The organism is Nostoc sp. CALU 546 (assembly GCF_048836525.1).
Window position 1 is genome coordinate 9,032 of record NZ_JAWJTF010000032.1, and the last position, 13,374, is coordinate 22,405.

The 13,374-nt window shown below is 42.8% G+C and carries 14 protein-coding genes; 6 read left to right on the plus strand and 8 right to left on the minus strand.

Going from position 1 to position 13,374, the window contains the following annotated elements; genetic code table 11:
- Positions 1–396: 396 nt before the first annotated feature.
- From RRG12_RS17505 to RRG12_RS17530, 6 genes are all read right to left on the minus strand, one after another.
- The gene (locus RRG12_RS17505) at positions 397–735 is read right to left on the minus strand and encodes a CpeR family transcriptional regulator (protein WP_069068885.1); all 339 of its coding nucleotides are present in this window, start codon (positions 733–735) and stop codon (positions 397–399) included.
- Positions 729–1,358, minus strand: a complete 630-nt coding sequence (locus tag RRG12_RS17510) for a chromophore lyase CpcT/CpeT (protein ID WP_420760154.1) — start codon at positions 1,356–1,358, stop codon at positions 729–731. The genes RRG12_RS17505 and RRG12_RS17510 overlap by 7 nt, the downstream gene beginning before the upstream one ends.
- A 58-nt stretch (positions 1,359–1,416) precedes the next feature.
- A complete protein-coding gene (locus RRG12_RS17515) occupies positions 1,417–1,953 on the minus strand; it encodes a phycobiliprotein lyase (protein ID WP_069068883.1) in 537 nt (178 codons plus the stop codon).
- Positions 1,954–2,175: 222 nt separating this feature from the next.
- Positions 2,176–2,934, minus strand: coding sequence for a phycobilisome rod-core linker polypeptide (locus RRG12_RS17520; protein WP_069068882.1), 759 nt, complete (start codon positions 2,932–2,934; stop codon positions 2,176–2,178).
- 474 nt (positions 2,935–3,408) lie between these two features.
- Positions 3,409–4,272 (minus strand): phycobilisome rod-core linker polypeptide, encoded by an 864-nt coding sequence (locus RRG12_RS17525; RefSeq protein ID WP_420760155.1) that lies wholly within the window; start codon positions 4,270–4,272, stop codon positions 3,409–3,411.
- 494 nt (positions 4,273–4,766) lie between these two features.
- Positions 4,767–5,348 carry a phycobilisome protein gene (locus RRG12_RS17530; RefSeq protein WP_420760156.1) on the minus strand — a complete coding sequence of 194 codons (582 nt, stop codon included), beginning with the start codon at positions 5,346–5,348 and terminating at the stop codon, positions 4,767–4,769.
- A 151-nt stretch (positions 5,349–5,499) separates the two neighbouring features.
- Between RRG12_RS17530 and RRG12_RS17535 the strand changes: the two genes are divergently transcribed.
- Together RRG12_RS17535 and RRG12_RS17540 are read left to right on the plus strand one after the other, a co-directional pair.
- Entirely contained in the window at positions 5,500–6,162 is a 663-nt protein-coding gene (locus tag RRG12_RS17535; RefSeq protein WP_420760157.1) for a HEAT repeat domain-containing protein, read from the plus strand.
- Positions 6,163–6,420: 258 nt separating this feature from the next.
- Entirely contained in the window at positions 6,421–6,621 is a 201-nt protein-coding gene (locus tag RRG12_RS17540) for a hypothetical protein (protein ID WP_420760158.1), read from the plus strand.
- Positions 6,622–7,037: 416 nt separating this feature from the next.
- Here the strand turns inward: RRG12_RS17540 and RRG12_RS17545 are convergent, their stop codons facing one another.
- On the minus strand, positions 7,038–7,886 hold the full coding sequence (locus tag RRG12_RS17545; RefSeq protein ID WP_420760159.1) for a pentapeptide repeat-containing protein: 849 nt from the start codon (positions 7,884–7,886) through the stop codon (positions 7,038–7,040).
- Positions 7,887–8,003: 117 nt separating this feature from the next.
- Here RRG12_RS17545 and RRG12_RS17550 point away from each other — a divergent pair, with 117 nt between their 5' ends.
- The 3 genes from RRG12_RS17550 to RRG12_RS17560 all read left to right on the plus strand — a co-directional run bounded on the left by RRG12_RS17550 (position 8,004) and on the right by RRG12_RS17560 (position 10,364).
- Positions 8,004–8,582 (plus strand): phycobiliprotein lyase, encoded by a 579-nt coding sequence (locus RRG12_RS17550; RefSeq protein WP_420760160.1) that lies wholly within the window; start codon positions 8,004–8,006, stop codon positions 8,580–8,582.
- Positions 8,583–8,793: 211 nt separating this feature from the next.
- Positions 8,794–9,528: a 15,16-dihydrobiliverdin:ferredoxin oxidoreductase gene (locus RRG12_RS17555; protein ID WP_420760196.1), complete on the plus strand. Its 735-nt coding sequence runs from the start codon at positions 8,794–8,796 to the stop codon at positions 9,526–9,528.
- An 89-nt stretch (positions 9,529–9,617) separates the two neighbouring features.
- The gene (locus tag RRG12_RS17560; protein WP_420760161.1) at positions 9,618–10,364 is read left to right on the plus strand and encodes a phycoerythrobilin:ferredoxin oxidoreductase; all 747 of its coding nucleotides are present in this window, start codon (positions 9,618–9,620) and stop codon (positions 10,362–10,364) included.
- 196 nt (positions 10,365–10,560) lie between these two features.
- Here RRG12_RS17560 and RRG12_RS17565 read toward each other — a convergent pair whose 3' ends face one another.
- Complete coding sequence (locus tag RRG12_RS17565; protein ID WP_420760162.1) at positions 10,561–11,445, minus strand: ATP adenylyltransferase family protein; 885 nt, start codon at positions 11,443–11,445, stop codon at positions 10,561–10,563.
- Between the two features lie 339 nt (positions 11,446–11,784).
- On the opposite strand from RRG12_RS17565, the gene RRG12_RS17570 reads away from it, so the two are divergent.
- Positions 11,785–13,047, plus strand: coding sequence for an HhoA/HhoB/HtrA family serine endopeptidase (locus tag RRG12_RS17570; protein ID WP_420760163.1), 1,263 nt, complete (start codon positions 11,785–11,787; stop codon positions 13,045–13,047).
- The last annotated feature ends 327 nt before the right edge of the window (positions 13,048–13,374 follow it).

Sequence of the window (13,374 nt, forward strand, 5' to 3'; positions counted from 1 at the left end):
ATCCCTGGCGGACGTGCGGTTTCGCGTTAAGTTGACACCAATGGCAAGATGCCCATCCCACAAAACTAGCAAAATCATCCCGCAAATATGCAACGCCAAATTTCTATAGTAGGGTGGCAATACTAAATAGCACAGATGTAACACACTCTACTTAAGATTTACTAATTACTAGTTATTGATATTAACTTATCAAGTTTTGGGTAGTTTTTTAGTTACATTTTCTAACAAACTGAGACGGCTAACTGTTAATAACTAATAGCTAATCATGATAAAAAATTAGCAACTAGACATTAACAATTAGCCGTCAACCCCCTTGGGGAGTATTTAAAATTCAAAACTTAATTTTGAATTGGAGTATAGACGCCTGTCAGAAGAATTTCCGCAGGATAATAACCCTTAAACCCGCTCATCAAATTTAGTGTAGAAACCACCGTATTTGATCCAGTATTGTTTCAAAGTATGATGAGGTGTATGTAAACTAGCTTTTGCCTGATATAAAATTACTTGGCGATGATCGCCCATCCAAATTTTATTAACGGGGTCAACGGATATTACTGTTCCTCCTAAAGAAGCAACACATTGAGAAAATCTCTCAATCGTTGTATATTCTAATGTCTCGAATATAAAAAAGTTACCCGAACAAATCAAGTGGCGGCTGCGAATCCAGCAGCGCATCTTTCTTTCAGCCTGTGGAGGTAACATTTTAGCTTTAATAGATTCAAGCTGAATCAACATAATGCGCTCACCGCACGTAATTCATCAGCAAAACTTTCTCGTTTTTCAAAGCGCAATGGCCCAGCAGTTGATCCCCATATTTGCTTGTGGGTTTCAATATCCATACCTTTATCTAGACTTATCCAAGTATGCTCGGTCATTTCTACTTCGCTGACAAGATATGTCTGGCATCCATTGCGCTTAATCAGACATTGATTGCCTGGTTCCACACTGCCTCGAAATATTTCACCTTCTCGTTGAAAAACCATTGAACAGTTATAACGCCGTTCAATACTTTCTGGGGTAATAGTTTTGAGGATATCTAAGTCACGAGCTGCACCTGCATAAAGCATAGGATCTTTCAAGCTGTAATTTTCGATATAAATGCGATCGCCCAAATCGACTAGTTTATGTACTCCCTGACGATAGGGTGTCCATAAATCGTGGTCATAAGCTTGTTCAGAATAAAAACCGATAGCAGAAAAAAACTCTACCGGTAAAGGACGAAAAAAAATGTGAATGTGGGCGTAAAGTTGCGGATTTGCAAAAGATTGCTTGTAATTGCTAAAATCTCCCGCCATCCAACAGGCTAAGGTGAGCAAATCGCTAGCGTTGGTACTAGATTCACTGGGCGCTATCGTCATATTCAACCTCAGAGTGACAAAACTAGATGATTCCTTTTATGTTTTAACCTGATATTTGCTAACTGGTTGAATTTGACAAAGAACGAATTTCGGAAGAAAAGGAAGCTGTTGTTACGCCTTTACCATCACTGGTTTTAATTGTCGCTACCCGAAATCGCAGATTTGGAGTAGCAAACCAAATTTTTTCTTCAGCAGCAGCGAGTTCATACTCTGTCAGCAGGGTAAAAATCCCATCGTCACTCAGATGATATTTCGCCACTGCTGGGATTGTTTCAGCGTATCCCTTATCCCGCAGAAGTTTTCCTATAGAAGAATTTGCGGCATCAGGAATTGGCACCAGCACAGTACTACCAGAAATGGGTTTATCGTCCCAGTCTGACTCACCTTTCCAAGTCATCCGAAAGGGGTGGGTAATACTGGCGGGGTCAGTGTCATACAATTGACAAATTGCTAACACTGCCGGATCATCGGTGGATAGAGATTCAATGTCAATGTCAGACAGGACTTGTTCAAAGTGGGCGAATGCTAAATGATGACCGCTACGCTGCGATCGCCATCGTCCAATTGAAAGTTCAAAGAATTCAGTAATTTCCATTAGAAAAGCAATCTTAAAAAGTAGCTTAAAATCCAAGATGTATCTTGGCTAAAAAGTTATTCTCACTGTCTATATACTAGCCAAGAGTTCTGAGTGCTGAGTGGGGAGTGGGGAGTAGGGAGTTAGGAGTGGGGAGTTAGGAGTGGGGAGTTAGGAGTGGGGAGTTATTATTTCCCCATTCCCCATTCCCCATTCCCCATTCCCCACTCCTAACTCACCTAATTAAGCAACTTCAGTGATACTAATGATTTTGCCACCTGTCCGATGAATGTTTTGCACTTGTCCAGACAGTTGGTTGTAGTTAACTACATATTCGAGGTTGCCCAGACGAGTACGGAGATTAGCTGAACCTTTGACTGCCTTAATCAAGAAGCGTTTGTCGGTACTGCTTACACTAGAACCAGCTACAGGAGCCTTGATGGATGTGGGTAAATTGGAACCGACATCGCTGATCAGTTTGGCTTTGCGATCGCTATCACTACTAGCTACTCCTCTGAGCAAGGTAAAGGTGCGGTTAAAGGTGACATTCTTAATTCCGATTTGGGAGCTTGTGCTGCGAACATAAGGAACAATATTCTCACCAAAATTCTGCTGATATTCGTAGCTATCGATATAGGATTCGATCTCAGCATCATAGCCTTGTTCGTTATAGATGCGGACGTGTTCGGCAATTTCTGCCTGATCAGCAGGAGGACGTCCTAGCAAATGTTTGAAGTTCAGTTCAATGAACCGATATTGGGAAGAAGAGTTGAAAAACAGGGATTGATAAAGTTCTGATTTCGCAACGGTGTTGACGAATTCGCGGACGTTGATTTTGCGATCGCGCAATTGCGATTCAGCGGTGGCTAGTCGCTCACTTTCCAACAAGTGAGCATTGCCCAAAACCTGTTTGTAAACTGCCCGAATCAGTGTTTGTAATTCACTTTCGCTTGTGTTCGGACGCAGTTCAACTCTCGGTGAATCAATAGCCCAAAGTGACATTGAAGTATCTCCTTAAAAACGTTAATTAAATGAAATGTCTGAGCATCCTACCCTTGATAAAGGTAGAATTTCCTATCAGTTGTCAGTTATTTTTGCTACTGACCAGCTTTTGTAAAACTTTAATTTGTGAAAGTGTGTTAAATATCTTCGTATATGACAACTGACGGCAGAATCGATCAAACCCCAAATCAGCGATCGCTTGAGCTAATTGTTGATGAATCAGGACTTACGCAAACAATAGCCAAAACCCTGACTGATTTTTAGGTAGGGGCAATTCATGGAGACATCAAACGGCTTTTTGCAGGGTATTGCCCCAGAGCGCTTCAGAGGGAGTAGGGAACCCACGCCTGGTTGGCGTGGGATTGAAAATTTGGACGCATTATGCCTTGTTGCAAGCAATCTCGGCACAATGACCCACAACTAAAGTTTTTAATGTTTTTCTATCCCTACTCCCTACTCCCTACTCCCTACTCCCTAGTTAACAGGAGTAACACTGGCGATCACACCGCCCTGCTTGTGAATCCGCTGATACTCTTGTGAAAGCTGATTGTATGGCACGAAAAAGACCTGGTTACTGCGACGAAACTTGGAAATGTTATTTACCACATTTGCCTTGTAGCCAGTGACTTCAACCCGGTAGACCTTACCGTTATCACCAGATCCCACACCTTGACGAGTGCGAGGAGTAGATGTTGGGTTGCGGAATGCAGCACCCTTGCTAGCTGGTGAAATTACGGGGGTAGGTGTGCTTTGAATTAGCAAACTGTTCAATTTTGGTTGTTTGCCAGCTAAGTCGCCTTTCAAGCTGCTGCTAGAAGAACCACGTACCAGTTGGAACAAGTGAGTAAACTGAACCAAACTCTGGATAGCTTCGGTTTTGTAGCCCCGAATATAAGGCACAATGTTTTCCCCGAAGGTTTCTTGGTATTCGTCGCTGTCTAGATAGGAATCAATTTCAGCTTCAAAGCCCTTGGTATCCAGAATAGTGCTGTGTACACGCGTTTCTTCCAGATCCAATGGCGCACGACCAAGGAAATGCCTGAAATTTAATTCGATCGCTCGATAGCGGGGTGCGCTATCAAAAAAGCGTGAACGGTAAAGTTCCGACTTCCCAACTTGACGCACAAACTCACGAACGCTAATGTTACCCCGTTTGAGTTGGGATTCAGGAACGGAAAGCCGCTCACTCTCCATTACATAAGCATTGCCTAGAACTTGCTTGTAGACTGATCTAATTACGGTTTCAACTTCCTCATTAGAGCGACTTGGCCACAGATCAATAGGATCGGTGTCTTCAAACAGTGCGACCCCTAATCGTGATGCTGGTCCAAAAGCCATTCAAACTATCTCCCAGTTAACAAATAAATTTTATGAGAAGGATATTCAGCAGATGTTAAAAAACTTTACATCATTGTGACAAAGGAGAGGACATAGAGATTTTAAATCCTTATTAGTCTTGATGATTTTAAGTTTTTGCATCGGTTGCTTTTACATATTGTGATACGATGCTGAAACCATATTTATTAAAATTTGTGAAGCTAGATGATACTTTTAAAGAAAATTTAGCTTTTTTTAGCATTTGATTTGCGATTGGGATACAAGTGATGGTATTGTGTCGTCCCCTTGAGCAAAAGTATTAATCGTGCTGAGTCACCGTTCACCCTTGGCGTCTCCCCTTCTCTACAAGACGCTACGCGAAGGGAGAAGTTTATCTCAATAAGTGGGCAAGAATAAACTAAACTATATTACGCAATGTAAAATTAATTAAAATTGTTTCCTAGTAATAGCTGAAGCTCTGACTACAAACCTTTAATTATTTACGCCCACTTAAATTATCGAATTTGGAAAGTAGCCAATTGGCTGATTAAATGATCAAAATAGGGAGCAAGATTTTGCTGCTGATTGACTGGACAGCGTTTCAAACTAGCAGCCTTGATGCTTTTTAAGCCTAAAAGCATGGCATCCAATGGAACTTGTAATTCCTGATAAAGCAGGTTCATATAGTGCAGTCCGGTGGGATTTGTATACTCAGTGTGGCCACCTGCAATGCTGTATGTAATGCAGCGGAGAAAATGCCAAAAGTCTCGCCAGCAAGCTTGGGCGCGTTCAGGTGGATAAAGACCGCCTCCAGGCTGGATAATTTCGGGATAAGTCGCCAAAACCTGTTCCCTCGCTTCATCAACAATTTCGGCTGCGCGATCGCGTAACAATTGAGCAACAGGAATCAACTCAGAATTATCGGGTGACAAGGTTTTAATCTGCGATAAATCTTCATCGTCCAGGTAACGAAAAGCATCATCCGCAGCTTGGAATATGGCGATCGCTGGTTTTGGATGGGACTGTTCCCACTCAGTAAAGCTGACAATTCTAGCTTTGGCTATTAATTCTTTGACGGTTTCGCTTAATTGAGTCATTAGTTTAGGGGATAGGGCATTGGGCATTGGGCAGACAGGGAACAAGGAGAATAACCTATGCCCAATGCCCTTGATTCAATCTTCTGATCATGCGATCGCCATTTGATGACATCTGTAAAATAAAGTAAGAATAGCTGTACCAAATGCACCTATGGAAATCCAAAAAATCCAAACTGAACTGAAAAACCCAGATTTTCACTATCGTTTGAAGGCGATCGCGGCTCTCGATGATTATGAATCAGAAGTTGCAGTTCCTCTGCTCACGAGTAAACTTCATGACTCAGAATTTTTGGTGCGTTCTTTTGTCGCCAGGGGTTTGGGTAATCAACAATCAGCGGAATCTTTTGCGGCTTTGATGCAAATTATGAAATTTGACGATACCCCCAACGTGCGGGCTGAGGCGGCAAATTCTTTGTCGCTATTTGGTAGAGTCGCAGTTTCTCATCTAGTTCTAGCATTTTATCAGGATGACCATTGGTTAGTGCGGCGAAGTATTTTAGCTGCGATCGCTGAAATGGATTGTCCTGAAGAACTATTTGATATCTGCGTTCAGGGTTTAAAAGATGAAGATTTCACAGTTCAGGAATCCTCTGTTGATGGACTCGGCTTACTAGCTGATTCTAGCCAACATACTGCGGCATTATCCCAAATACTAACATTGGTGAATGATGAATCTTGGCGGATGCGGGTGCGAGTTAGCTATGCCCTCAAACGCTTTGATGAGCCGGAAGCCAAAGCAGCCCTGAACCAACTCAGACAGGATGAGGATCACCGAGTCGTCGGAGCAGCTTTAGAAGACTTGTTGCCACAATAGCAGTGTGACTTTGTTCAGAATATTTTTGTGATCAAAATGAGTCAGAATACAGAATTCTGAATACTCTAGCCATAAATTTGTCCAACAGTCATACAGAATTGATGCTGAATTCTGATTCCTGAGTTCTGAATTCTTCTTTATAAAACTTATTTCAGTAATCGTAAATGTATTATTTTACCTTAAATTTGACAAAAATATCCGGTTAATCTGCCAAAATCTGGAAGAAAAGATCAACTTTTTCAAGATGAGGAGGCATTTGTGACTGATACACCAACTGGTCAAATGACTTGGCGACTACCAGGTTCCTCAGAATGTGCCTTACATTTGCGGCATAATGCTTCAGAACCTTGGCGATCGTATAAAGAATTTCCCCAATATTTTCTACCAGATCCGCCGGGTTTTTCCGAAGGATACGCGACATTTTTAGCGCTCCTGAAAAAGAACTGGAAGCCGTTGTGAACTCACTACAAAACAACTGGTCAAAGAATTTTGAATTTTTGGTTGCACTTTTTAATACGCTTTGCACCTAATATGATGTCCGTTTAATCAAACTTAATAAAAAATGTTCGTAGTAAGGACTTTAGTCCTGCCTTTGGGGACTAAAGTCGAATGGCACTAAGAAAAGATACAGCCTTTGTTCTGACTGGTTCCCAGCCTGGAGGCTGGGAATCCATTCTGGGAGGCTCCGCCTCCAGTAGCTTGAATTGAGGCAGAGCCTCTTTTAAATACATTCCCAGCCTCCAGGCTGGGAACGAGACGACACAAGCTTTTGGGTTTTTCTTAGTGCCATTCGACTTGAGTCCTCACTACAAACTGTTGATTATGAGTGATTTGACGGACATCATATAAAAGCTCAAATCTAACAATTGGTACGGTTAAGCACTCAAACTCTCACGAGTTGTTGTGCGGGTGTAGGCGTTCCAAACGTCGAGTTCTGAATATGGACGGCTGGAAAGCATAGCTTTAGTTGCTTCTGTGAGTCCTTGAGCAAGAGTAAAATCTGCCCCAGCAATACTTTGAAGATGCTCCATCTCTGCATCACTGAAGTCAGCTGCTCGCAGGTCAGTATCCCGCAAATCGGCTCCAGTCAATCGAGCATTCCGCAAACAAGCCCCTGTCAAATAAGCTTTTGTCAGGTCAGCGCCACTCAAAGCCGCACCTTGCAAATTGGCTCCAGTCAAATCAGCGCCACTCAAGTAGGCTCCACGCAGATTCGCGCCTTGTAAATCTGCATTTCGTAAAGAAGCTGTATTCAGAAAAGCACCATTGAGATTAGCACCCGGCCCTACCGCTCCCGACGCTTTGTAGTTATATTCTTGGGGCCATTTCGTTTGTGAATCATAACGCGCTACTTGGAGTTTAGCTCCCTCCAAATTTGCACCACTGAGATTAGCTTGTTGGAGGTTAGCACGGTTTAAATAGGCTCCCTGCAAATTCGCCCCACTCAAATCGGCTCCTCGCAGATTCGCGCCTCGCAAATCAGCCCGACTCAAATCGGCATTACTCAAGACCAACTCACTGAGGTCGGCTCCTAATAGCTTGGCTTTGCTCAAATTAGCTTGTCGTAAATCGACTTCCCTTAGATTGAATTGGTACAAATCGACCCCATCCACAGGGATTCCTTTTTTCAGGGCTGTTAAGATTTCTGGAGTTGGACTGGGGCGTTCGGCAAAGCCGTTGCCGTAGGCATCGCTAGTAATAAGTTGAATTTCAGTATTTGTCATCAGCTGATTAAAATATAACTTTTGGAGTTATCCTACACTTTAGCGAAATGGGGACTTCATCTCATAACTCAGTATTCAATAACACCAAAAGTTTGATAAAACGAGGTTTCAAAACAGATGGATTTAATACCGCCCTTGACAATGCTCGACTTCTTCCGCAAAAGTGAGGGAACATGGTTTACGGAACGCTCCGTTCATCATTTTGACTCGGCGGCGGATGAGTCGGGAGAGTCGAATTTGATCATTAAAGTCATGGAAAAGGATGATCCAAAAGTCCAGGAAGTTTGTACAGCCCAAGGGATAGATCCTACTAAAGCAACAGGCGGTGCGAGTTTTTCATGGCAAGCGAATCTAGATACCAGGCTACCGAATACTGATAATGCTGCCATTTTGGTTGATGTTCCCGACGAAACGAGACGTTCTGGAAAACTGATCCGCAACCAAGGTTATGTTGAGAGCATTCCGGTTGTGAGTCGGTATCGATTTGCCGATGATGGAGTGCTGACGATTGATACTGACTATGACAATAATCAAGGTCAGGAACGTTGTTGGTTTGTTACAGATGATTTTCGTGTCAGAGTCAGTACCGTGCGAATGATGAACGGAGTCAACTTAATGACTTATTGTTCTGAGCGTCGCTGTGTTTCCCAAGAACTGCTGGAGCAAATGATCAGTCAGAATCATGCTAGGCGTTAGTGGGAATTGGGGAATGGGGAATGGGGAATGGGGAATGGGAAGAGTAATCTACAATACCCAATGACCAATGACCAATGACCAATGACAAATGACCAATGCCCAATGCCCAATGCCCAATGCCCTATTAAGGAATGTTGCTTTGTTTCTCATAAATGAGACGTGCACGATCGCCATAACTTATTTTCATGCAAGGGTTAACAAATCATGCTCCATGTATAAGCCTTTCCTGGAATTTTTAGAAAAAGAGCTATTTCAGCGGTTTGATTTACAAAGTAGGGTCATTCCCCCTGGTTTGGAATTCAAAGTTAGCGATCGCGGCAGAAACCCAGCAACTATTCGTAGTTGGTGTCACCAATGTCAAGAGTTGCGGAAAATTCGCTATACCTACATTGATGCCGGGGAGAGTGCCCAAATTTTTAACAGCGTGGTTTATCCTAGTCATCACTACGACCTACCTCTGTTAGGGATTGATTTTTTATCCTTTGGTAAAGTCAAAAACCTGATTGTGCTTGATTTTCAGCCATTATTTCAGGATGAAGATTATCAAAAAAAATATATAGTTCCGCTGAAATCTCTCCACGATAAATACCCGGATTTGGCGCAAAACTTAGAAATGAAGTTTTACGATGCCAACCAGTATTTTTCTAAATACCTATTGTTTGCCAAAACCGACCCTGAAACAGTAGCAACGCGAGTCTTTGAAGCTTTTCAGGATTATTTAAACTTGTATTGGCAAATGTTAGCAGATGCAAAACCGCTCCAAGATCCTGAAGATATCCAGCGGATTGTCAAAGCTCAAAAAGATTATGACCAATATAGTGCAGACCGCGATCCCGCATCTGGTTTGTTTAGCAGCTACTTTGGACATGAATGGGCAGAGCGTTTTCTCCATGAATTCTTATTTGAAGATGCTGTTCCCCTAGCAGTTGGTGCGGGCAAAAGATGAAGGCAGAAGGCAGGAGGCAGGGGGCAGGAGGCAGGAGGCAGAAGTTTTTTAATTTTTAATTTTTAATTTTTAATTCGGAGCGAAGCGACGTGACACTCTATCAGCCATTTCTCGATTATGCGATCGCCTATATGCGATCGCGCTTGGATTTACAGCCCTATCCTATCCCCACTGGGTTTGAGTCCAAGAGTGCTGTTGTGGGCAAGGGAAAGAATCAGGAAGAGGTTGTCACCACCAGTTATGCCTTTCAAACTTCAAAATTGCGGCAAATTCGCGCAGCTCACGTACAGGGTGGCAATTCGCTGCAAGTGCTGAATTTTGTGATTTTTCCCCGTCTCAACTACGATTTACCCTTTTTTGGGGCAGATTTGGTGACATTGCCCGGAGGACATCTAATTGCTTTGGATATGCAGCCCCTATTTCGAGACGATCCAGCGTATCAAGCAAAATATACTGAACCAATTCTGCCCATTTTCCACTCCCATCAACAGCATCTATCTTGGGGAGGAGATTTTCCAGAAGAAGCACGGCCCTTTTTCTCTCCCGCTTTTCTGTGGACTCGTCCCCAAGAAACGGCTGTAGTAGAAACTCAGGTGTTTGCCGCTTTTAAAGACTATTTGAAAGCTTATCTAGATTTTGTAGAACAGGCAGAAGTTGTAACAGATTCCCAAAATTTAGCAGCCATTGAGCAAGCCCAACTGCGATACCTACGATATCGGGCTGAAAAAGACCCAGCACGAGGGATGTTTAAACGCTTCTATGGTGCAGAATGGACTGAAGAGTATATCCACGGCTTCTTATTTGACTTAGAGAGAAAATTAACAGCCGTCAACTAGAGGATATTCTACAGGAAGTAATACCAATTAAAAAAAAGAATGCGACAAATAGACCATTTGTAGAGACGCGATTCATCGCGTCTTTACCCAAGGATGTGTTGCAATCATTAATTGAATTGGTATAAGGAGCAATGGTAATTCTCAAGTTTTATTACCTGTGTAGGCGTAATCCGTCGTAGATATCGCACTAATTTAATTAGGATATAGCAACATTCTTGAGGATAGTCATCGGCCCTTCAGCTTTGAGAAGCTCCATTTCTGCGGCATTTCGCACTAGCAAAGCACCAGCGAATCCTAATGAATTCACAGAGATGGAGTGAAAATGCTCCTGCGATCGCGGTACGATCAACATCCATTCTCGTGTCGCCAGCAGATTGTAAGCACCCAATTGCTTTGCATCTAAACCCACGGCATCTAGCAAAGTGCGATAAACTTCCAGTGTTGCTTGACCCCCTCGCACCCAATCGGGATCTAGCGGTGCGAAAGCGTGTATAAAAGGAAGCCCTGGTAAAGTTGCGCTTAAGTCCTGAAATCGTGCTGCCTTCAACAGAGGTTCAATAGGAATTTGCGGGACTGAAGATGCAAATGGTAGAGGAACTAACTGTAAATGCTTGTGTCGCTGACTAGCACCTGCCGTTTTGCCACTATTGTAAAATGCTAAACCATCGAAATCAGCTAGACATGCCCACATAGCCGTAAAATCTTCCAGGGTGAGCAAACTTTCCTGTTCCTCAAAATCACGGGTGATGATTAGCAGGTGATAATCAACAACATTGAATTTATTTAAAATACATACATGGGTATCAGAAATATCCGCTACAAATAAATCCTCTTCGTAGGGCAAGAAAGGATTAAACTCTTGACCAGATGTAGCAGATTGTTTTTTCTGTTTTTCATCGGCTGCTTTTTTGCGATTCAAGTTAGACAAAATCCGCACTAAAAAGCGGACATTATCCTGTTCGACAAACTCAAATTCCGTTGGTATCGACAGCAACGCTCCACATTGTAAAGCATATTCCGTCTGCTCTTTGACACTTGTCCATAAAGTACCAGGCTTAAGTAAGATTTTACCCTGTGCCATTTTATTCCTTCAGACATGGATGGAACACGCAATCGGAGTACACAGATGTGCGCCCTTACGAATGACTATATTCCATATATAGGAATCCGCTTTGATTCTTGAATTTACTTGTGTGGGTAGGGAATAGGGAATAGGGAATAGGGAATAGGAAAGAAAGCATAGATCCGTACTGAGTCTTGTTCAGAAATTAAATAGGAGTCCTATAGATAAAATTCATTTAAAGCGGGATGCGATGGTTAAAATACCAAATCTTTCACAACAACGCAATACCTCCGCAACAAAACTGTCATAAATAATATCTACATTAGTAATATATCTAAAATATCTTTCCAGACAGCAATGCAAAACCAATCTCGTGATGGAGAAAACCCATCAAATAGCATTTTATCAAACACTGTTGACACCAAATACCAAAATCGAGCGCCCTGGAAAAAGGCTGCCGCCTCTCTATCGCTGGTGCTGCTGGGATCAGGTATGACATTAGCAGGTGGTTATATGGCTGGACATTCTAGGCAGATGTCTGAGAGTGCATCTAACTTGGCAGTTAGTCGAGTCAATGCCGCTCCGCCATTACCAGCCGCCACAGATCCTAATTTTGTGACACAGGTGGTGCAGAAGGTCGGGCCAGCAGTCGTGCGGATTAACTCTTCCCGAACCGTAAGAAGTCGGATACCAGATGAATTCAACGATCCGTTCTTTCGCCGCTTTTTTGGTTCCCAACTGCCACAATCAGGAGAAAGGGTACAACGGGGTACTGGTTCAGGTTTTCTCATCAGTTCCGATGGTCGGATTCTCACTAACGCCCATGTCATAGATGGTGCTGATACAGTGACAGTAACACTCAAAGACGGGCGCACCTTGGAAGGTAAGGTGTTAGGAAAAGATGAATTAACCGATGTCGCTGTTGTCAAGATTCAGGCAGAGAATCTACCTTCAGTGGCTTTAGGGAACTCAGATCAACTGCAACCAGGAGAATGGGCGATCGCGATCGGCAACCCCCTTGGACTAGATAATACAGTAACTACCGGAATCATCAGTGCTACTGGACGCAGTAGCAATCTAATCGGTGCTGCCGATAAGCGAGTAGAGTATATTCAAACTGATGCAGCGATTAATCCTGGTAACTCCGGTGGCCCTCTGCTAAATTCCCGTGGCGAGGTAATTGCCATGAATACAGCTATAATCCAAGGGGCACAAGGATTAGGCTTTGCTATTCCCATCAACACAGTACAACGCATTTCTAATCAACTTATAGCTACAGGCAAAGTAGAACATCCTTATCTGGGAATTCAGATGATGGGGTTAACGCCTCAACTAAAACAAAATATCAACTCAGATCCCAACAGCGGTTTGAATGTGAATGAAGATAAAGGTGTATTAGTTGTGAAAGTTGTACCAAATTCGCCAGCCGCTAAAGCAGGAATACGTGCTGGTGATGTAATCCAAAAGCTTGGCGGACAAGTAGTCACAGATGCCAGTAGTGTCCAAAAAGCAGTAGAAAATAGCCAAGTCGGAGGCGATTTACGTATGGAATTACGTCGCAATGGGCAGAATATTAATGTAGCTGTGCAACCTGGTGCTTTTCCCACCGCAGTGCAATAAAAGTTTTGCTATCAATTGAATAAAAGTGAATTTTCTGGGATGGGTATTTTGCCCGTCCCTTTTTTCAGGTGGCAAAGTTGAGTTGCAATCACCTAATATCGCGCCCGGTTAAAGACTTATCATTAAGACCGCAGAGAAGAGGGGTTGTTGGGCTTTCTACATATCTGATTCGGGAATGATAACTAATTAGCTGGACATGAGATCAAGTGGGCACTGCCACAAATATCAAAAGCGATTTTTGCGTAAGTTCTGTGATTGATTCTTAATTATGAATTCTTCTTCACCTATAGGACTCATATTTGATTTCTAAAAAAACTCAGTACAACT